Genomic DNA, 20,851 nt, shown 5'->3' with positions numbered 1-20,851 from the left:
AATTTCCATTCTTTGTTACTTTGTTTAAAACTATAAATAATGATCTTACGTTTTGTACTTCTATGTGCTCTTTTTTTATTTATTGAGTTCTATTCTTATCAAGCCTTCCGCACTTTAATCAGATTAAGATGGGTTTTGGTGAGTTATCAGGTTATAAGCTTATTGCTTTTAATTTTTATTATTTACTCTTTTACGCAATTTGATCGTTCTGTTGGGCAAACCAGACAAACCATGTTTACAATGGGATTAATGTTATTGGTTTATGTGCCAAAAATAGTTTTAACGCTTGTAATGTTCGGAGAAGATATTTTTAGAATAGGAGCAAGTATCCTGAATTACTTCATGTACAATGCGCCTCGTTCAGAAATGATGCCTAACAGGCGAAGGTTTGTTAGTCAGATAGCATTAGGTTTGGCTGCGGTTCCTTTTTTATCCTTGATTTACGGGATTTTTGAAGGCAAATATAATTTTAAAGTATTTAGGCAAACAATATATTTTCCTGATTTACCGGATGCTTTTGATGGTTTTAAGATCACACAGATCTCAGATGTTCATAGCGGAAGTTTTGATAATCCGGAAAAGATAAATTATGCTATTGATTTGATTAATCAGCAAGAAGCGGATATGATATTGTTTACCGGAGATATTGTAAATACCCATGCTACAGAAATGCATCCGTGGTTAGAGACTTTTAATAGAATAAAAGAATATCAATACGGGAAGTTTTCAGTTTTAGGGAACCATGATTATGGTGAATATGTGACATGGCCATCTGAAAAGGAAAAAGACGAGAATTTTAAGGCAATTAAGGATCTTTACGGGCAAATTGGATTTGAGCTTTTGTTAAACGAACATACTTATATTCAGAAAGGCGACGATAAAATCGCTTTAATCGGAGTAGAGAACTGGGGTCAGAATTTTAAAAAGGCTGGAGATTTAAATAAAGCTTCTCAAAATGTGCATCAGGACGATTTTAAGGTATTAATGAGCCATGATCCGAGTCATTGGGAATATGAGATAAAAAATCACCCTAAGAACTTTCATTTAACGTTGGCAGGCCATACACACGGCATGCAATTTGGAATCGAAATTCCGGGATATTTTAAATGGAGTTTAGCACAATATATTTACAAGCAATGGGCTGGACTGTATGAAAATGTTGGCCGCTATGTTTATGTAAATCGAGGATTTGGTTTTCATGCTTATCCGGGACGAGTGGGTATCATGCCTGAAATAACAGTGATTGAACTAAAAAAAGGGAACAATGTGGCTTAATTCGTTAAAAATGCTACATTTGTATATCATTATCTCTTTTTAACAGAATAATAAAGAATTAAATTTTTGGTTTTATGTCAAAATTTGGAGAACTTATAAATGCTCAAGTTCCAGTGTTGATCGATTTTTACACTGATTGGAACGAATCATCCGTATCTATGCATCCTGTAATTAAGGATGTTGCTGCTGCACTTGGCGATAAAGCCAAAGTGATTAAGATTGATGTGGATAAAAATCAGGAATTAGCAGAAGCACTTCGTATTAAGGGGCTTCCTACATTAATGATATATAAAGAAGGGCAAATGATCTGGAGGCAGTCAGGAGAGTTAGATGCAAATACTATTATTGGAATTGTCCAGGAACAATTCGATTTATAAAATACTACTTCTTCGTTGGTATTATTGTTTAGTGAATAATATCAAACGTATATCCGTTTTCCTTTAAAAAGTGTAAAGTTTTAGGCAAGGCAAATTTTAAATTTGGCGAAGCTTTAATGCTGTCATGAAATACAATTACACTTCCGGATTTTACATTTTTAGTAACGTTTTCAAGACATTTTTCAGGAGTAATGGTCTGATCAAAATCAGCGCTCAAAACATCCCACATAATTATTTTGTAACCTAATTTTCTTAGGATTTTAGATTGTGCCTTTTTTATTTTTCCATAAGGTGGACGAAATATAAGATTGCATGTTTTTTCTTTTTCCAGAACAGCGGCACAATTTTTTACATTTTCTATATAATCGTTATTGTTGCTTTTCCAGCCATTAACATGATTCATCGTATGATTTCCTATGGAGTGTCCATCAGTAATTAATTTCTCGAATAAGGATAAATTGGCTTTTATGTTTTTTCCAATACAGAAGAAAGTAGCCTTTGCATCGAACTTTTTCAATTCAGATAAAACCCAGTCTGTAATTTCCGGAGTTGGGCCATCATCAAATGTTAGGTATATTTTCTTTTCATTGTTTGGAATGTCCCAACAATATTTAGAAAACACCCTTTTTATGAATGAATTTGTTTTTACCCAATAAAAGCTCATTTTAAATTGATTTACAGATATGTAAAAATAAAAAATGCAGCGCTATTTATCAAATAGTGCTGCATTTTTTTAATTGCTATGTTTTTCGTATATTATTCTTTTTCTCTCCCAAAACGTTCAAAAACATTCACATAAGTGTTGAATGTGGTTTTGTGTTTTTCGTAGAAAGCAAGATCTTTATTGTCTTTCATAACTTGCAATAAACTTCTGTAACGTTCAATATCAGTAATGATATCAATTGCTAAATCAGTTTGATCGCCAGGTGTTAAAGTGGCATAATAGTTTAGTTCTTCTTTGTATTTCTGAACCAGTTTATTTAGTAAATCCTGTGCTTTTGCAGTTTCTCCAACTTTGTAATATCCTCCTGCAAATGGTTCTACCAGAGAATAGTAGCCAAATTTATCTAAAGGCATTTTTGTCATCGCTAAGTTGATAATGTTTTTAGCTTTGTCAATTTTTCCCTCTTTAATAAGCTGGTTCATTAAACGAGATAAATTTGTTCTGTAGGTAATGCTGTTTCTTCTGGTTTCAGGATCATGATAAATTTTATCGCTATCGCTATTGCCCCAATCCCATTTCATTACGATATTATACATTTTATCTGCGTCAATTTGTCCCATGTCCATTGGTCCGCCATCTTTTGAATATTTATTTCTGATAGGAACTAATTTATAGACCATTCCGTCTAATTGTAAATAATCTTTTAACCATAAGTAATCTTCATCGTCAAAAGCACCACCACTAAAGTAGATTGGTCTTTTCCAATTGTTATTGGCTAAGATATCCAACATTATTAAGCGGTTTTTATATATTGCATTTCCTTTGATGTCAATATCCATATAAGGAACGATAGAATCGTTGTATTTTGGATTGACAACCTTATTTTTGATGATAACATCTTTGTCAACAGGAACCCTGATTTTATTTGTTGGATAAAAATGGATTGTTTGTCCGTTTTGTAATCCTACAGTTGATTTTGGATTTTTAATAAAATCAATAAAGTCGATAATGTTCCAACGAGTTTGAATTTTTGGAATATGAGCAACGTAATCCAGGTTATCACCTACATATTGATCGTGTGTAAATGAAATTGGTAAAGGATCAGATTCGTATGCTTTTGTTTTCATTTGATCGATATACCAGTCAGTGTTGACTAAGCTTGTATTTACGATTTTAACATCTGTCCTGATGCCTTCAATTTCCTGAGCATACCATAATGGGAACGTGTCATTGTCTCCAATAGTAAATAAAATGGCATTTTTATCACAAGAATTCAGGTAAGCTTTTGCCATTGCAACTGCAGTATATCTTCCTGATCTGTCATGGTCGTCCCAGTTTTGGGAAGCCATTAAAACAGGTGCAGCTAGTAAACTTGCGGCAATTATAACCGGACCGGCTATTTTAGGCGCTATATATTTCTGCAGGCTTTCGTAGAGCGAATAAACTCCAAAACCTATCCAGATGGCAAACACATAAAAAGATCCTACTAGTGCATAATCTCTTTCCCGAGGTTCAAAAGGTCGCTCATTCAGGTAAATTTTTAATGCAATTCCGGTAAAAAGGAATAATGCTAAAAGCACGTAAAAACTTTTAAGGTCTTTATTGGCGTGATACATTATACCAATAATACCTAGGATAAACGGCAAGAAATAGTAAACGTTTCTTCCTTTATTGTTTAAAACATCAGATGGTAAGTTATCCTGAGACCCAAGGTGTACAGAGTCAAGAGCCTTGATTCCGCTGATCCAGTTTCCATCAAGATTATCGTATTTTCCCTGAACGTCACTTTGTCGTCCAACAAAATTCCACATTAAATACCTCCAGTACATATACCCAAATTGATATTCGAACATAAAACTGAAATTATCTACGGTAGTTGGTTTTTCAATAATTAAATAATCGCCATAGCTTTTTAGGAACTTAACGTAACCCTCATTATCAATTTGTTTTTGGGCATAAGCATTTCTAAACTCAGAAATGGTTTTTTCGACTTCATTACGCAGTTGCGCAGTTGCTTTATTGTATTCGTCCTCGCTTAGCTGGCTTGCGTCAATTCCGTATTTCCCTAAATCCTGCTCGTAATCGTAGTTAGGGTTTATTTTGAATTTTGGAGGATTTGTAAAGCTGATATAGTTTTGAATATGTCCCGTTTCTGTACTCCACATTCTAGGTAGAAACGCTTTTTGATTATCATCTGTATTTTGACTGGCGTTTTTGTAATTATTGGTAATGATATATTTACCGGTTTTATAATCTCTTTCGTAGTTAGGTTTTTTGTCTGAATACGGGTTTTTTGCGTCAATTCCAGCAAAAACTTCGGTATACTGAGGTCCGTAAAACAAAGGGTTTACCCCGTACTGTTCACGATTGTAATATGCTAGTACTTCCGCCGCATCTGATGGTTTATTCTCGTTAATTACAGGATTGGCATTAGCACGAATAGGCAGCATCATCCAGGTTGAGAAACCAATAAAAATAAATAAAATGCAAAGTATTATAGTGTTATAGAAAATCAATCCTTTTTGTTTGGTAAGTTTTAATCCAAAATAAAAGAAAGCAATTAGAACTAAAGCGACAAAAATGGTTCCTGAGTTAAATGGTAATCCCATGTTGTTTACCATGAAAACTTCAGTATAAGCAAAAGCTTCCATTGTTAAAGGCAGTAATAGGATAAAGATAAAAAGCAAAATACCAATTACGGAAATATTAGCAATAAGAAAGTTTTTGATGGTAACTTTTTCATAATGCTTAAAGTAGTAAAGAAATCCTATTGAAGGAATTGTTAGTAAAGCCATAAAGTGAACCCCAAAAGAAAGCCCGATAACTAGCGAAATAACAAGTAGCCATTTGTTTCCTTTAGGTTTGTCCATGTCCTGCTCCCAGCGAAGACCCAGCCAGAGAAGTAATGCAATTAATAAAGAAGCCATTGCATAAACTTCGGCTTCAACAGCATTAAACCAAAAACTATCTGAGAAAGTATAGGCAAGAGCTCCTACTAAAGAACTTCCTAATATAACAATTGAATTGTTTTGATTAATTTCTGAAAAACGTTCTATGATCTTTTTTAAAATCATTGAAGAAGACCAAAACATAAACAAAATAGTAAAAGCACTTGAGAATACGGACATCATATTAACCATCACGGCTACATGTTGTGCATCTATAGCAAACATGGCAAAAAAAGCACCCATCATCTGGAATAAAGGAGCTCCGGGTGGGTGGCCAACTTCTAATTTAGCGGCTGTGGCAATATATTCGCCACAATCCCAAAAACTCATGGTAGGTTCGACAGTAAGTGTGTAGGTAATTAAAGCGATTGCAAATGCAAACCAACCAATAATTGTATTCCATTTATTGAAATTGAATTGTGCCATATTTAGGTGTTAAAATTTTGTATGTTTTTAATCTTACAAAGAAAATGTTTTTTTGCTTAAAGAGAAGAGCATTAACATAAAATTCTATAAAAGTATTTATTAATGGTAACGTGTTGTTTGTAAAATACTTGTAAAATCATTACGGATTGGAAAGAAAAAAAAATGAAGAAAAATGATTTTTTTTCATCAAAAAGTTTGCGCAAACTAAAAAAAGCTTTAAATTTGCACTCGCTTAACCGCTTTTACTGGTCTATGGTGTAATGGTAACACAACTGTTTTTGGTGCAGTCTTTCAAGGTTCGAGTCCTTGTAGACCAACAAAAAAGCCTCTCAATCGAGAGGTTTTTTTTTATAAAAAAAAGTTGTGTAAACTAAAAAAAGCTTTAAATTTGCACTCGCTTAAGCATTTTTACTGGTCTATGGTGTAATGGTAACACAACTGTTTTTGGTGCAGTCTTTCAAGGTTCGAGTCCTTGTAGACCAACAAAAAAGCCTCTCATTCGGGAGGCTTTTTTATGCGGTATATTTTGGTGCTGATATTTTTGTTTTCTAGGTTTTTTTTTTAAGCCCTATTTCGCAAATAAAGAAGAAGGGACAATCCCAAATTTCTTTTTAAATGAAAAAGAAAAATGAGACAGGTCTTCAAAGCCAACTCCTATATAAACTTCCGATGGCGTTTTTCCTTGATTAATTAGATAATGTGCCTCTTGCAATCTTTTGTTTAATAACCATTTTCCGGGAGTTTCCTGAAAAACTTTTTGAAAATCTCTTTTAAAAGTGGCTAAACTTCTGCCGGTGAGATAAGCAAAACGGGTAAGATGTACATTAAAGTGGAAGTTTTTATTCATGAATGCTTCCAGGTCAATTTTGCCAGGTTCGTTAAAATCAAACAAAATATCTTTTAATTCAGGATTTACTTTTAGTAAAAGATGAACAGCTTCTTTTATTTTTAAATGAAATAAAGCTTCGTTGTTTTCTTCCTCTACGTCGAGATAAGATATAAGTGAATCCATAAAAGATTTATAAAGTGCGTTTGGCGCCAAAGAAATCATGGCTTGAGAATCTGATTTTTTATTGATTTTAAAATTATATTCAGCACTTATTTCTCGTAAAATTTCCTGATCTAAAAAAATAGAAATCGTTTTAAATTCTCCTCCTTCTGGCGGGATTTTAACGAATTTAGCTAAATGGTTTCTTCTGCTAAAACGAAAATCACCTTCGTTAGAGTGGTACGTGTTTTTGCTGTCTGAAACGACTATCTCTCCTGAAATTTGATAGCTAAACACATGTTCTGGGATGAAATTTTCTCCTTCTCGACTACGTGTAAAATAGCAGGAGTAAAGTATTTTGGATTTTATAGATGATTTTGTTGTCATAAAGTAGAGTTACTAAAAGATCCGGAAAGTCTTTTGGATAAAGCTTTCCGGATCTGTTTGCGTTGGTTTAGCGAATCAGGGCTCTTGGTTCTAGATAAGCTTCTAGTCCTATTGTGCCAAATTCCCTGCCTATTCCTGATTGTTTAAATCCTCCAAAAGGGGCCATCGGATCATGTCCAATTCCGTTTATTTGTATACGTCCTGCATTTATTTGTGAAGCAACTTTGTGAGCTCTTTTTTCGTCCGATGAGCTCACATAAGCTTGTAGCCCGTATGTAGTGTCATTGGCAATTTCGATTGCTTCTTCTTCGGTTTTGTATGTTATAACAGATAGAACGGGACCAAAAATTTCTTCCCTTGCAATTCGCATTTGGTTGTTTGCGTTTATGAAAACAGTAGGTTTTACGAAGTTTCCTTTTTCCAGTCCTTTGGGTTTTCCTAATCCTCCAACTAATACCTGAGCGCCTTCGTCAATTCCGATCTGAATGTAGTTTTGAACACGTTCATATTGTTTTTTGCTGACCATTGGACCAACAGTGGTTGTCTCATTTTTTGGATCACCAACAATTGTGTTTGATAGTGTTTGCTCCAATAGTTTTGTTGCTTCTTCTAATCTGTTTTTAGGAACTAAAAGACGGGTTCCGGCAATACATGCTTGTCCGTTATTCATATAAGCGGCAATTACAGCAAGAGGAATTGCTTGTGCGAAATTAGCGTCGTCAAGAATGATATTTGGCGATTTTCCTCCCAGTTCAAGTGTGATGCGTTTCATTGTTTCGACCGCTTCTTTTGCGATAATCTTGCCAACACTTGTAGATCCTGTGAAGGAAATTTTCGCGATATCCGGATTGCGGCTTATTTCTGCGCCAACTATTTCTCCCAGACCGTTAACAATATTAAAAACGCCTTTTGGTAAGTTTGCTTCATGAAGACATTCGGTAATTAATTGTGTTTGCTGAGCGCTCATTTCGCTCGGTTTTATTACAGTAGTACATCCAGCGGCTATCGCAGTTGATAATTTACTGCAAATAAAACCATTGCTTGAGTTCCACGGAATGATAATTCCAATAACGCCAATTGGTGTCATTTGAACTTCGGATTCTCCCATTGTTTTGGTAAAATCATATGTGTTTAATAGGTTAATTGCAGAGTCAAAACTCTTTAGCATGTAATTGTAACTCATTGTTGAAAATTGCAATGTTCCCCCGTATTCTTCAACCATTATGTCAATGAATTCTTCTTTTCGTTTTTCTATAGAGGTTTGAATATTTTGCAGGTATTGAATTCTTTCAGAAATAGTTGTTTTAGAAAAAGTCTTAAAAGCGTCTTTAGCTGCGGCTATGGCATTTTGAGTATCTTTTTGGTTTCCTAAAAGTACTTTTCCTAGTTTCTCGTTTGTTGTAGGGCTTATTAAGTCGAAATATTCTGTTCCTTGTGGGGTAATGAATTCTCCATTAATGTAAATTTTGTCTATCGTTTTCATGTTGTATTGATTATGAAATTATTTGACAAAGATCTGGATTAAGTATTCTTTTGGCTTTGTTGTAAAGCTCAAATCAGCTTTGTTAAAAAGCTCATGAAGAGTTGTTTTTGTCGTGAAATTTGATTTTTAAAATGTATAAAAAAACCTCTCGTTGAGAGGTTTTTGCATGTGATAAGTTGAAATTATTAAATTTTAAACGTGAGGACAGGTTTTATGGAATGATTTACTAATCCTTCGCTAATACTTCCGTTAAAGAAATGCGCGAAGCCAGTTCTTCCGTGTGTACACATTCCAATAATATCGGCGTTTATGCTATTTGAAAAGTTGATTATTCCTTTTTCAATGTTGGTGTCGTTGTAAATGTGAGTTTGAAAATTGGTGAGATTAAATTCAGAAATAAATTCATTCATGGCTTTTTCGGCCATATGAGTTGGTTTAAAACTGTTTGGTGTGCAAATTGTAACTAGGTGTATTTTTGATTCAAAGAATTGGGTCAGGTTTACCAATTTTTTGAAAGGTTTTTTAGTTTCGTCAGAAAAATCCGATGCGAAAACAATGTTTGATGCATTAAAGTTTGGGATGTCTTTTTTTATTACTAAAACCGGTATATCTGAGTTGCGAACCACTTTTTCTGTATTCGATCCTATCAGTAGTTCTTCAATTCCAGAAGTGCCATGAGATCCCATAACAATCAAATCTACATCATAGTCTTTGCTTACTTGTGTTATTCCGTGAATTGGTTTATCGATTTTTACAATTTCAGTTATTGAAATTCCGTCCAGATAAGGTCTTGATGAGACTTCATCGAGCATTTCGTTGGCTTTTTTCATGAAAAGCATGGTTTCAGGAATGCTTGCTCCTCCTAATACTGCATCATTCATTTGGCTTGGCAGTTCAAACATGTGTAGAATGATGATTTCGGAGTTGTTTTTTTTAGCAATTTGGGCAGCGACTTTTAAGGCATTTTCCGCATGTTCAGAGAAGTCGGTCGGAACTAGAATTTGTTTCATGGTTTTTTGAATTATAATGTAAAATTCTGTTATTTTGATGCACTTATAAAGATAAGAAATATTTTTAGAGCAATCTATTATTTTTGGTTTATAAAAAAAACACTATATTTGCACCGTTATTTATTAAAATCTAAATAATGAGGGGACTAAGTGTCCCCTCTTTTTATAAAATTATGACATTTAAAGAAAAAGTAAACGGATTAATAGCGGAGGCTCTTTTAGAAAAGCCATCAATCTTTTTGATTGATCTGGCTATCTCAGACTCTTTCAAGATTAGTGTAGGTTTAGATGGGGATAATGGAGTGGCGTTGCAGGATTGTATTGATGTAAGTCGTGCAGTCGAGAATAATCTGGATCGTGAAGAACAGGATTTTTCGCTTGAAGTAGCATCGGTTGGAGTAGGATCACCATTGAAATTTACAAGACAATACATCAAAAATATTGGTAGAACATTGATTGTTACTACAAATACTGAAAAAATTGAAGCAGAATTAGTGGAAGCTAACGATGTTTTTATAATTTTGTCTTGGAAAGCAAGAGAACCGAAAAAAGTAGGAAAAGGAAAAGAAACAGTTCAAAAAGAGCAACAAATACCTTATACAGAAATTAAAGAGGCAATTGTTACAGTAACATTTTAATTAAAGAATTCGCATGGAAAATTTAGCATTAATCGATTCATTCTCAGAGTTTAAAGATAATAAACTTATTGATCGTGTAACGCTTATGGCAATTTTAGAGGACGTGTTTAGAAATGCATTAAAGAAAAAATACGGTTCTGATGATAACTTTGACATCATTATAAATCCTGATAAAGGAGATATGGAGATATGGAGAAGAAGGGTAATCGTTGCTGATGAAGATCTTGACTTTGAGAACGAAGAAATTACCTTGACTGAAGCAAGAATGATTGAAGCGGATTTTGAAATTGGTGAAGAAGTTTCTGAAGAAGTTAAATTGATTGATCTGGGAAGGAGAGCTATTTTAGCTTTGCGTCAAAACTTAATATCTAAAATTCACGAACACGACAATACAAATCTTTACAAGCAATTTAAAGATATTATTGGTGATATTTATACTGCCGAAGTGCACCATGTTCGTCCAAGAGTTGTAATTTTGGTCGATGATGAAGGAAATGAAATTGTGCTTCCAAAAGAAAAACAAATTCCATCTGACTTTTTCCGTAAAGGAGATAACGTTCGTGGAATCATTGAAAGTGTTGAATTAAAAGGAAATAAACCTCAAATTATTATGTCCAGAACTTCTGAGAAGTTTTTGGAAAAATTATTTGAACAAGAAATTCCTGAAGTATTTGACGGTTTGATCACGGTTAAAAATGTAGTGCGTATTCCGGGTGAAAAAGCAAAAGTAGCCGTGGATTCTTACGATGATAGAATTGATCCTGTTGGAGCTTGTGTTGGTATGAAAGGATCTCGTATTCACGGAATCGTTCGTGAATTAGGGAACGAAAATATTGACGTAATCAACTATACAAGTAATATCCAATTGTTTATTACAAGAGCATTAAGCCCTGCAAAAGTTTCTTCAATCAAAATTGACGAAGAAAATAAAAGAGCTGAAGTATTCTTGAAATTAGAAGAAGTTTCTAAAGCAATTGGTAGAGGAGGTCATAATATAAAATTAGCGGGTCAGCTAACAGGTTACGAGCTAGATGTTATCAGAGAAGGTGATGTTGCTAGTGGTGAAGATGATGACGTTGAATTAACTGAGTTTTCAGATGAAATTGAAGGCTGGGTTATCGAGGAATTTGCAAAAATTGGTTTAGATACAGCTAGAAGTATCTTAAAACAAGAAGTAGAAGATTTAGTAAGAAGAACAGATTTAGAAGAGGAAACGATTCTTGATGTTATGAAAATACTAAAAGAAGAGTTTGATAGCTAGTTATCTGCTCTAACAACACAACGAAAAAGGTAATAATAAAAAGGTTATATGTCTGAAGAGAGAGTAATAAGAATAAACAAGGTTTTAAGGGAATTAAATATTTCGTTAGAAAGAGCTGTTGATTATCTAAAAGATAAGGGCATTGCTATTGATGCAAATCCAAATGCAAAAATTTCTGACAGCGAATTTAATATCTTACAAAGCCAATTTGCGGGCGATAAGGGGAACAAAGAAGCTTCTAAAGAAGTAGGGGAAGAGAAAAGAAAAGAAAAAGAAGCTTTGCGTGTAGAGCGTGAAAAAGAAATTGAAGACAAACGCAGACAAGACGAGGAACGCCAAAAACAACAAGAAGTTATAAAAGCGAGAGCTGTTGTAACCGGACCTGTTCAGGTTGGTAAAATTGATTTAAATCCGAAGAAACCTGCTGTTGTTTCTCCTCCTGTTGAAGAACCGGCTAAAGTTGAAGAACCAAAAGTTGTTGTTGCTCCTGCTCAGCCAGAGAAACCTGTTCAAAAAGAAATTGTACAGCCTGATCCAGTGGTTCCTGTGGTTTCTGAAGAGAAAAAGGTAGAAAAACCTATTATTACAGAGAAAAAAGAAGTAAAAGAAGTGAAAGCGGAAACTCCAAAAGTCGTTCAGGAACCAGTTGTTTCAACTGATCCGGCAACTGCAGAGGAAACGATCACTACACAATATCAAAAATTATCAGGAACTACTCTTACTGGTCAAACAATTGATTTATCTCAATTTAATAAGCCTAAGAAAAAGAAAGAAGATCCAAAGATAACTCCTAATAAACCAGGAGCTCCGGGAGCCGGAAATAACGCTAACAAAAATAAGCGTAAAAGAATTGCTCCTAAACCGGGAACGCCGGGTGCACCAAAACCTGCTACCCATGCTCCGGGAACTCCAAATCCTAATAAAATCACGCCAAATACTGGTGGTGGAGGTTTTAATGCTAACAGAAGTGCAAGGCCAGGTTTTGTAAAAGGAAACCGTCCTGCAATTGTTGCTAAAGTTGAGCCTACTGAAGAGGAAGTAAAAAACCAAATTAGAGAGACTCTTGAAAAACTTCAGGGTAAAGGTGGAAAATCAAAAGCTGCTAAATACAGAAGAGATAAAAGAGATACGCACCGTCAGAAATCTGATGAAGAGCAAAGAGCTATCGACGAAGGAAGTAAAACTATTAAAGTTACAGAATTCGTTACTGTTGGTGAAATTGCAATCATGATGGATGTGCCGATTACTAAAGTAATTGGAACTTGTATGTCTCTAGGTATCATGGTTACCATGAACCAACGTTTAGATGCTGAAACATTAACTATTGTAGCTGATGAATTTGGTTACGAAGTTGAGTTTATTACAGTTGATATCGAAGAAGCTATTGAGGTAGTTGCAGACAGAGAAGAAGATTTAGTGGTGAGAGCGCCAATTGTTACTGTAATGGGTCACGTCGATCACGGTAAAACATCTTTACTGGATTACATCCGTAAAGAAAATGTTATCGCTGGTGAGTCTGGAGGTATTACACAACACATTGGAGCGTATGGAGTAACTTTAGATAATGGTCAAAAGATCGCATTCTTAGATACACCAGGTCACGAGGCGTTTACCGCAATGCGTGCACGTGGAGCTCAGGTTACAGATATCGCTATTATTGTAATTGCTGCAGATGATGATATCATGCCGCAAACAAAAGAGGCAATTTCTCACGCACAAGCTGCTGGAGTGCCAATTATCTTCGCTATCAATAAAGTGGATAAGCCAAATGCCAATCCGGAGAAAATAAAAGAAAGATTAGCAAGTATGAATTTACTTGTAGAAGATTGGGGAGGAAAAATCCAATCGCATGATATTTCTGCAAAAACAGGATTAGGTGTTAAAGAATTATTAGAAAAAGTATTATTAGAGGCAGAGATTTTAGATCTAAAATCAAACCCGAATAAAGCGGCTCAAGGAACAGTTGTTGAGGCTTTCTTAGATAAAGGAAAAGGATATGTTTCTACAATTTTAGTTCAACACGGAACTTTAAAAATTGGAGATTACATGTTGGCTGGAAAGCATCATGGTAAGATCAAAGCGATGCATGATGAAAGAGGGCATATTGTTCTGGAAGCAGGACCTTCTACTCCGGTATCAGTTTTAGGTTTAGACGGAGCTGCAACAGCAGGAGATAAGTTTAACGTTTTTGAAGATGAAAAAGAAGCAAAACAAATTGCATCTAAACGTTCTCAATTAATGCGTGAACAATCTGTACGTACACAAAGACATATCACACTTGATGAGATTGGTCGTCGTATTGCTCTTGGTCAGTTTAAAGAATTGAACGTAATCCTTAAAGGAGATGTTGATGGATCTGTTGAAGCATTATCAGATTCGTTCTCTAAACTTTCTACTGAAGAAATTCAAATTAATATCATACATAAAGGTGTTGGAGCAATTACTGAAACTGACGTTATGTTGGCTTCTGCTTCTGATGCGATCATTATTGGATTTAACGTTCGTCCTGCTGGAAATGCAAGACAACTTGCAGATAAAGAAGAAATCGATATCCGTTACTACTCTATTATCTATGCAGCTATCGATGACTTGAAAGATGCGATGGAAGGAATGTTAGCTCCTGAGATGAAAGAAGAGATTTTAGGAACAGCTGAAATTCGTGAGATTTTCAAAATTTCTAAAGTTGGTTCTATTGCAGGATGTATGGTGATGGATGGTAAAATTATGAGAACTTCTAAAATTAGAGTTATCAGAGATGGAGTAGTGGTGCATACAGGAGAACTTGTTGCATTGAAGCGTTTCAAAGATGATGTTAGAGAAGTTTCTAAAGGTTATGATTGTGGTATTCAAATCAAAGGTTACAACGACATTGAAGAAAGAGATGTTATTGAAGCATACCATGAAGTTGCAATTAAAAAGAAATTGAAATAAAATTCAATAATTATATTTTAAAGTCCCAATGAAAATTGGGACTTTTTTTTGTTTAATATGTTTTAAGAATCTTATCTAAGTGACTTTTTTTCAAGCGTGTTGTTTTTGAAATTATTTTGTCTTAGGTATTGAGATTTGTTCTTATTGATTTTAAAAATGCTCTCAGTTTTATTCTAAATTAGAATTTTAAGTCAATATAATTCGTAGAATTTTCTGGTTTGTATTTTTTGGTTTAAAGTGTTTTATGTCTTATTTAAGTAATTAGATAATTTCATCGGCAGGTTTTAATTTCAATTGAATTAATTCAATAGTTAGATATTTAGGGCTTTGGTGTTGCAATTTGTAATATGGAACAAAAAATTAGAAAAGCCTTGAGCTTTATAGGAGGTTTGTTGGTTTCTTTGTACAGTGTTAATTGTTCTCTTTCTTAGATTGAAAGTTAAATGCAGTATTTAGTTCTTGAAAATAATAATTTTGTTCTGTGAATGATTTTGCTAATGAGGACAATTTGGTTATTGTGTAATTTGATAAAAAAAAGATTTTCTTGAGAGGATATATCGGCATTTTATTGTTGCTGAAATCTTGTTGAAAGAAATGAATAAATAAGTTTTTAATCAGGGCTAATATGAAATTAAAAATAATTCATATTATTAATGCGTTTTTGAATAATCGTTTTAGATCTAATAAAGCCATTCTTGCGTTTACAAACATTGAGGAGTTAAGGATGGTACTTCCGGACTTGCTTCAGGGGTATTTGTCTGAAGAGGAAATGCCAAACAGTTTGCTTTTATTGTCTCCTCCGCCAGGATTTGGAACGGAGATCTTTGCGCTTGATTTAGAGTGTGCAAGAAGGGCGGTGAGATCGAGTGATGGTATTCGTTTTGTGCAGGCCGCTAATGATGCTAATTTGTCGTTTCCAGGAGCAGTTAGGTCCTTTGATGCAACTTTAGGTATTGAGATTAGCGAAGTAAAAACTCCGAAGCTGTATGTTTTTATGCGTAGAGTAATGACTGAAGCGGGTTTATCTACTTATGCGGCTAAAAATCATTATAATCGTGAGCGTCCATTTGTGGTTAATAAAAAGAAAACGTGTACTCCGGAACAAGAAGATATGGTAATGGGGCAAGCGACTGTAGACTGTCTTTATTGTAACCCGGATTTTCAAGTTGATTTAGCCTTATTTAGAGAGGAGTTGCTTGAGGTTTTTGGAGCTATTGTATTTAGAAAGGCAAATAAATAGTAGGATTTATGCTGGATAAGGTGTTATAGTTGAAAATTAGATGATTTTCTATAAGTGCCGTGAAAACCAATATGTATTTTATTGGGTATTATTTCCGGCGTAACCATGCTATTAATTATGAATAAATAAAAAAGCAGCCCAATTGAGCTGCTTTTTTGTTGTTCGATGTTCTGCTTTTTCCGATTACTTGCTCGGTTTTATTAGAAAAACACTTTTGTATTTTTTTCTAATATCAGCTAAATTTCGTTCTGCTTCTATTCTTGTTTTGAAATTCCCAACCATTACTTTGTAATTAGGCGTGTTGAAAATTATTGTGCCGTCTATATTGGTATATTCTCTTTTAAAATCAGATAATGTTTTTTTTGCCTCCTCGCTTTTACCGCTGAAGATTTGAATTTTGTAAGTGTCGTTTGTATTTATTGACGTGTTAATTTTGCGTTTGTCGTTCAGTAATTGCTCAAATTTGGGATCTTGATTTAGTGTTAAATTTTGGTCTTGAGCATGAATATTATATGCTAAAGTGAACATTGTGAATGTTAATAAAACTCTTTTCGAGGGGGCTAAAATTCTCATAATGTGGTGTTTTTTGTGTAAAAATAGTATTTTAATTTTGTGCGTAAAAATTTAATATTATTTAGAATTGATATAAATTGATATTTAAGACTATTTTAAGGTTTTGAGAATAGTTCATAAGTCGTATTTTTGTGCAAGTTTTAAAAGAAGGTATTAGTTTTTAGTTGATTTATTACAGAAAAAATCATACCAAAAATTAGTAGATAATTATTATACTATATGAAAAAGGTGGGTAACCATAATTCGATCTCAAGAAAATTACTACTTAGCTTATCGCTAACGTTAATTTTCTCCCTAACTTCATTTGCTCAAGAAGCTGCTGCTCCGGCGGCGCCTGAAGCTGCTGCTCCGGTTGCTGCTGCAGGTGGTGATCCAGTAAAAGGGAAAGAACTTTTTAATGCAAATTGCGCTGCATGTCACAAATTAGATGCTAAGTCAACAGGTCCGGCCCTAAGAGGGGTTGCTTCCAAACACGACATGGCTTGGATTTACAAGTGGGTGCACAACAGTTCAGAAATGATTAAATCAGGGGATCCTGTTGCTGTTAAATTATTTGAAGAGCACAACAAGTCAGTAATGACTTCTTTTCCTCAATTGTCAACAGGTGATATTGATAATATTATCGCTTATACTTCTGAAGTAAAAGCTGAGCCTGCTGCTGGTACTGCTGCTACTCCTCCGGGAACTAACGTTGAAGGTGGTGGAGTTTCAAATAATATTATTTTAGGAGCTCTTGCTCTTGTAATGGCAATTTTAGTTGTTATGTTGTTCATGGTGAACAAAGTGTTGACTAAAGTAGCAAGTAATAATGGTATTGTAGTTGCTCCTAGAGAAGCTAGAACTCCAATATGGAAAGCTTTTGCTAAAAATCAGTTCCTGGTTTTAGTTACTTCTATATTTTTGCTTTTAGCAAGTGGTTATTTTGTGTATGCTTACTTAATGCAAGTTGGTGTTGATCAAAATTATCAACCAATTCAGCCAATTCACTATTCTCATAAAATACACGCTGGAGATAACGAAATCAATTGTAAATATTGTCACTCTGCTGCTCGTGTGAGTAAGACTGCTGGTATTCCTTCTTTGAATGTTTGTATGAACTGTCATAAAAATATTTCTGAAGTTGCTGAAACTACTGCTACTCCTGAGTACAGCAAAGCATTTTACGATGGTGAAATCCAAAAATTATATGATGCTGTTGGTTGGGATAAAACTAAGCAAGAGTATACTGGAAAAACGCAGCCTGTAAAATGGGTTCGTATTCATAATCTTCCTGATTTTGTTTACTTCAATCACTCTCAACACGTAACTGTTGCAGGAATTGAATGTCAAACTTGTCACGGTCCTGTGCAGGAATTTGAGATCATGAAGCAATATTCTAAATTAACAATGGGATGGTGTATTGATTGCCATAGAAAAACTGATGTTAAGATGGAAGGCAATGCTTACTATGATAAAATTCATGCTGAACTTTCTAAAAAATACGGTGTAGAGAAATTGACTGCAGCGCAAATGGGAGGTTTAGAATGCGGTAAATGCCACTATTAATCGAATTATTAAGATTTTAATATTTATATACAATGTCATCAAACAAAAAATACTGGAAAAGTGTTGAAGAACTAGAGAATAGTTCTATTGTTGAGGCGCTTAGAAATAACGAATTTGTTGAAGAAATTCCTACTGAAGAATTTTTAGGAAATGCAGATGCTTTAGCTACATCTGGAACTTCACGTCGTGACTTTTTAAAGTACGTAGGATTTAGTACTGCAGCGGTTACACTTGCTGCCTGCGAAGGTCCTGTTCACAAGTCTATACCATATGTTTTACAACCAGAACAAATCATTCCTGGTGTTGCTGATTATTATGCAACTACTGTTTTTGATGGTTTTGATTTTGCTAACTTATTAGTAAAAACTCGTGAGGGTCGTCCAATTAAAATTGATAACAATACTATTTCTGGAGCTAAGTTTTCAGCCAATGCTAGAATTCATGCGTCTATCTTATCTTTATACGATAGCATGCGTTTGAAAGAACCTAAATTGGATGGAAAAAATAGTAGCTGGTCTGCTGTTGATTTGAAAATTAAATCAAGTCTGGCTGATGCAAAAGCAAAAGGTGAGCAAGTGGTATTGTTGACAAATACTTTAGCAAGTCCTTCTACTGAGAAATTAATAGGTGAATTTATCGCTAAAAATCCAAATGCAAAACACGTTGTTTACGATGCGGTTTCTTCATCAGACGCGTTAGATGCATTCGAGACAGTTTACGGTGAAAGAGCTCTTGTTGATTACGATTTCTCAAAAGCTGCTGTAATTGTTTCTGTTGGAGCTGATTTCTTAGGAGATTGGCAAGGTGGTGGATACGATGCGGGTTATGCACAAGGTAGAATTCCGTCTGGGTCTACAGGTTCTAAGAAAATGTCTCGTCATTTTCAGTTTGAATCAAATATGACATTGTCAGGAGCTGCTGCTGATAAACGTATTCCTATGAATGCTGCGAATCAAAAACAAGCTCTAGTAGAGATTTATAATAATATTACAGGTTCTTCTGTAGCCAATTCTTTAGATTCTAAGTTTAAACCTGAAGTAGCTAAAGCTATTCATGATTTAAAACTTGCAGGTTCTAAAGGAGTTTTGGTTTCTGGACTTGAAGATAAAAATGCTCAATTATTGGTTTTGGCTATCAACCAGGTGTTGGCTAGTGAAGCTTTTAATACTGTAGGGACAAGACAAATTAGAAAAGGTTCTAATGCAATTGTATCTCAATTGGTGAAAGATATGAATGCAGGAAGTATTCATACTTTAATCATGAGCGGAATTAATCCGGTTTATACATTAGCTGATTCAGCTTCTTTTGTAACTGGATTGAAAAAAGTACAAACATCAGTTGCATTTTCTTTAAAAGAAGATGAGACTGCATCTATAACTACAATTGCTGCTCCGGTACCTCATTATTTAGAGGCTTGGGGAGATGTTGTAATTACAAAAGGAACTTATAGTTTGACTCAGCCAACTATTCGTCCAATATTTGATACTAAACAATTTCAAGATGTTTTACTATCATTAAACGGAACTCCTGGAAATTTCTATGATTACATAAAAGCTAATTCAGCTTCTGTAGTTGCAGGTTCTTCTTGGAATAAAGTTTTACATGATGGTGTTTCTGTAATTGGTTCATCGGCTTTATCTGCGGGTTCTGTTGATTATGCTTCTGCTGCAAATGCTGTTGCAAAATCAAAAACTGCCGGAGACTTTGAATTGGTATTGTATACAAAAACAGGTTTAGGAGATGGTCAACAAGCAAACAATCCTTGGTTGCAGGAATTTCCGGATCCAATCACAAGAGTTTCTTGGGATAACTATGTAACTGTTTCGAATGCTGATGCTAAAAAATTAAACTTAACAAATGAAATTGTTGCAAACGGAGGTTTAAACGGAAGTTATGCTACAGTTACTACTGCTGATGGTTTGAAATTAGAAAACGTTCCAGTAATTGTTCAGCCAGGACAAGCTGTTGGTACAGTTGGTTTGGCTTTAGGTTACGGTCGTAAGGCAGCTTTAAAAGATGAAATGCAGGTAGGTTTAAATGCTTACACTTTATATAAAAATTTCAGTAGTGTTCAATCTGTTTCTATTGCGAAAGCAAATGGTGTTCATGAGTTTGCTTGTGTTCAGGGACAGAAAACATTAATGGGAAGAGGAGATATTATTAAAGAAACTTCTCTTGAAATCTTTAATACTAAAGATCCTGAACATTGGAACGAACAACCAATGGTATCTTTAGATCACGAAGAAGTTAAAGCTACAACTGTTGATTTATGGGAATCATTTGATCGTTCTACAGGACATCACTTTAATCTCTCGATTGACTTAAACGCTTGTACAGGTTGTGGAGCATGTGTTATTGCTTGTCACGCTGAAAACAACGTACCTGTTGTAGGTAAAGCAGAAGTAAGAAGAAGCCGTGATATGCACTGGTTGCGTATTGACAGATATTATTCTTCTGAAAGCACTTTTGAAGGTGATAACAAAAGAAAGGATGAAATCGCTGGTTTATCTAGTTCATTATCTACATTTAATGAAATGGAAAAAGCAGGAGATAATCCACAAGTTTCTTTCCAACCAGTAATGTGTCAGCACTGTAATCACGCACCGTGTGAAACAGTTTGTCCGGTTGCTGCAACTTCTCACGGTCGTGAAGGTCAAAATCATATGGCATACAACAGATGTGTTGGTACTCGTTATTGTGCAAACAACTGTCCGTATAAAGTACGTCGTTTCAACTGGTTCTTGTACAACAAAAACAGTGAATTCGATTACCACATGAATGATGATTTAGGACGTATGGTATTAAACCCAGACGTAAACGTTCGTTCACGTGGAGTTATGGAAAAATGTTCTATGTGTATTCAAATGACACAGGCGACTAAATTGAAAGCAAAAAATGAAGGTCGTCCGGTTGCTGATGGTGAATTCCAAACAGCTTGTTCAAATGCTTGTTCTTCTGGAGCAATGATATTTGGTGATGTTAATGATACTGAAAGTAAAGTTGCTAAATTAGCTGCTGACGATAGATCATACCATTTATTGGAGCATGTTGGAACAAAACCTAATGTGGTTTACCATGTTAAAGTTAGAAATACTTAGAATAAAT

The 20,851-nt window shown here is 34.6% G+C and carries 14 protein-coding genes and 2 tRNA genes; 10 read left to right on the top strand and 6 right to left on the bottom strand.

Features of this window, described 5'->3' with window-relative positions; translation table 11 throughout:
* The first annotated feature begins 39 nt into the window (after window positions 1-39).
* Together NJT12_RS19885 and NJT12_RS19880 are read left to right on the top strand one after the other, a co-directional pair.
* Window positions 40-1,275 carry a metallophosphoesterase gene (locus NJT12_RS19885; protein ID WP_271337671.1) on the top strand — a complete coding sequence of 412 codons (1,236 nt, stop codon included), beginning with the start codon at window positions 40-42 and terminating at the stop codon, window positions 1,273-1,275.
* A 74-nt stretch (window positions 1,276-1,349) separates the two neighbouring features.
* Complete coding sequence (locus NJT12_RS19880; protein ID WP_271337669.1) at window positions 1,350-1,652, top strand: thioredoxin family protein; 303 nt, start codon at window positions 1,350-1,352, stop codon at window positions 1,650-1,652.
* A 28-nt stretch (window positions 1,653-1,680) separates the two neighbouring features.
* Here the strand turns inward: NJT12_RS19880 and NJT12_RS19875 are convergent, their stop codons facing one another.
* Window positions 1,681-2,316: a polysaccharide deacetylase family protein gene (locus NJT12_RS19875; protein WP_271337668.1), complete on the bottom strand. Its 636-nt coding sequence runs from the start codon at window positions 2,314-2,316 to the stop codon at window positions 1,681-1,683.
* 92 nt (window positions 2,317-2,408) lie between these two features.
* Window positions 2,409-5,690: a glycosyltransferase family 117 protein gene (locus tag NJT12_RS19870; RefSeq protein WP_271337667.1), complete on the bottom strand. Its 3,282-nt coding sequence runs from the start codon at window positions 5,688-5,690 to the stop codon at window positions 2,409-2,411.
* 246 nt (window positions 5,691-5,936) lie between these two features.
* On the opposite strand from NJT12_RS19870, the gene NJT12_RS19865 reads away from it, so the two are divergent.
* Window positions 5,937-6,007: transfer RNA gene (locus NJT12_RS19865), tRNA-Gln, on the top strand.
* A 95-nt stretch (window positions 6,008-6,102) separates the two neighbouring features.
* Window positions 6,103-6,173 (top strand) — tRNA-Gln (locus NJT12_RS19860).
* Window positions 6,174-6,258: 85 nt separating this feature from the next.
* On the opposite strand, the gene NJT12_RS19855 is transcribed toward NJT12_RS19860, so the two are convergent.
* The 3 genes from NJT12_RS19855 to NJT12_RS19845 all read right to left on the bottom strand — a co-directional run bounded on the left by NJT12_RS19855 (window position 6,259) and on the right by NJT12_RS19845 (window position 9,558).
* Complete coding sequence (locus NJT12_RS19855) at window positions 6,259-6,975, bottom strand: helix-turn-helix domain-containing protein (protein WP_271337666.1); 717 nt, start codon at window positions 6,973-6,975, stop codon at window positions 6,259-6,261.
* Between the two features lie 157 nt (window positions 6,976-7,132).
* Entirely contained in the window at window positions 7,133-8,548 is a 1,416-nt protein-coding gene (locus tag NJT12_RS19850) for an aldehyde dehydrogenase family protein (protein ID WP_271337665.1), read from the bottom strand.
* 185 nt (window positions 8,549-8,733) lie between these two features.
* On the bottom strand, window positions 8,734-9,558 hold the full coding sequence (locus tag NJT12_RS19845) for a universal stress protein (protein WP_271337664.1): 825 nt from the start codon (window positions 9,556-9,558) through the stop codon (window positions 8,734-8,736).
* Window positions 9,559-9,731: 173 nt separating this feature from the next.
* Between NJT12_RS19845 and rimP the strand changes: the two genes are divergently transcribed.
* From rimP to NJT12_RS19825, 4 genes are all read left to right on the top strand, one after another.
* Complete coding sequence (gene rimP, locus NJT12_RS19840; protein ID WP_271337663.1) at window positions 9,732-10,196, top strand: ribosome assembly cofactor RimP; 465 nt, start codon at window positions 9,732-9,734, stop codon at window positions 10,194-10,196.
* A gap of 13 nt (window positions 10,197-10,209) precedes the next feature.
* Window positions 10,210-11,457 carry a transcription termination factor NusA gene (nusA, locus tag NJT12_RS19835; RefSeq protein WP_041516381.1) on the top strand — a complete coding sequence of 416 codons (1,248 nt, stop codon included), beginning with the start codon at window positions 10,210-10,212 and terminating at the stop codon, window positions 11,455-11,457.
* Between the two features lie 48 nt (window positions 11,458-11,505).
* Window positions 11,506-14,388 (top strand): translation initiation factor IF-2, encoded by a 2,883-nt coding sequence (infB, locus tag NJT12_RS19830; RefSeq protein ID WP_271337662.1) that lies wholly within the window; start codon window positions 11,506-11,508, stop codon window positions 14,386-14,388.
* A 625-nt stretch (window positions 14,389-15,013) separates the two neighbouring features.
* Window positions 15,014-15,628, top strand: coding sequence for a phosphatase PAP2 family protein (locus NJT12_RS19825; RefSeq protein ID WP_271337661.1), 615 nt, complete (start codon window positions 15,014-15,016; stop codon window positions 15,626-15,628).
* 183 nt (window positions 15,629-15,811) lie between these two features.
* Here the strand turns inward: NJT12_RS19825 and NJT12_RS19820 are convergent, their stop codons facing one another.
* On the bottom strand, window positions 15,812-16,201 hold the full coding sequence (locus NJT12_RS19820; protein ID WP_271337660.1) for an SPOR domain-containing protein: 390 nt from the start codon (window positions 16,199-16,201) through the stop codon (window positions 15,812-15,814).
* A gap of 219 nt (window positions 16,202-16,420) precedes the next feature.
* On the opposite strand from NJT12_RS19820, the gene NJT12_RS19815 reads away from it, so the two are divergent.
* Both NJT12_RS19815 and NJT12_RS19810 read left to right on the top strand, forming a co-directional pair.
* On the top strand, window positions 16,421-17,746 hold the full coding sequence (locus tag NJT12_RS19815) for a c-type cytochrome (protein ID WP_271337659.1): 1,326 nt from the start codon (window positions 16,421-16,423) through the stop codon (window positions 17,744-17,746).
* Between the two features lie 32 nt (window positions 17,747-17,778).
* Window positions 17,779-20,844, top strand: a complete 3,066-nt coding sequence (locus NJT12_RS19810; protein WP_271337658.1) for a TAT-variant-translocated molybdopterin oxidoreductase — start codon at window positions 17,779-17,781, stop codon at window positions 20,842-20,844.
* Window positions 20,845-20,851: the final 7 nt, after the last annotated feature.

It is taken from the genome of Flavobacterium azizsancarii, assembly GCF_027980145.1.
Taxonomy (GTDB): domain Bacteria; phylum Bacteroidota; class Bacteroidia; order Flavobacteriales; family Flavobacteriaceae; genus Flavobacterium; species Flavobacterium azizsancarii.
Note: the sequence above shows the minus strand (reverse complement) of the source record. Positions and strands in the feature narration are given on the sequence as shown.

What these genes read in the sequence shown, in the direction of transcription:
- NJT12_RS19870 (WP_271337667.1), bottom strand. Translation starts at nt 5,690, where the DNA reads ATGGCACAATTCAATTTCAATAAATGGAATACAATTATTGGTTGGTTT.
- NJT12_RS19880 (WP_271337669.1), top strand. Translation starts at nt 1,350, where the DNA reads ATGTCAAAATTTGGAGAACTTATAAATGCTCAAGTTCCAGTGTTGATC.
- infB (WP_271337662.1), top strand. Translation starts at nt 11,506, where the DNA reads ATGTCTGAAGAGAGAGTAATAAGAATAAACAAGGTTTTAAGGGAATTA.
- rimP (WP_271337663.1), top strand. Translation starts at nt 9,732, where the DNA reads ATGACATTTAAAGAAAAAGTAAACGGATTAATAGCGGAGGCTCTTTTA.
- nusA (WP_041516381.1), top strand. Translation starts at nt 10,210, where the DNA reads ATGGAAAATTTAGCATTAATCGATTCATTCTCAGAGTTTAAAGATAAT.
- NJT12_RS19885 (WP_271337671.1), top strand. Translation starts at nt 40, where the DNA reads ATGATCTTACGTTTTGTACTTCTATGTGCTCTTTTTTTATTTATTGAG.
- NJT12_RS19815 (WP_271337659.1), top strand. Translation starts at nt 16,421, where the DNA reads ATGAAAAAGGTGGGTAACCATAATTCGATCTCAAGAAAATTACTACTT.
- NJT12_RS19810 (WP_271337658.1), top strand. Translation starts at nt 17,779, where the DNA reads ATGTCATCAAACAAAAAATACTGGAAAAGTGTTGAAGAACTAGAGAAT.
- NJT12_RS19875 (WP_271337668.1), bottom strand. Translation starts at nt 2,316, where the DNA reads ATGAGCTTTTATTGGGTAAAAACAAATTCATTCATAAAAAGGGTGTTT.
- NJT12_RS19845 (WP_271337664.1), bottom strand. Translation starts at nt 9,558, where the DNA reads ATGAAACAAATTCTAGTTCCGACCGACTTCTCTGAACATGCGGAAAAT.
- NJT12_RS19825 (WP_271337661.1), top strand. Translation starts at nt 15,014, where the DNA reads ATGAAATTAAAAATAATTCATATTATTAATGCGTTTTTGAATAATCGT.
- NJT12_RS19850 (WP_271337665.1), bottom strand. Translation starts at nt 8,548, where the DNA reads ATGAAAACGATAGACAAAATTTACATTAATGGAGAATTCATTACCCCA.
- NJT12_RS19820 (WP_271337660.1), bottom strand. Translation starts at nt 16,201, where the DNA reads ATGAGAATTTTAGCCCCCTCGAAAAGAGTTTTATTAACATTCACAATG.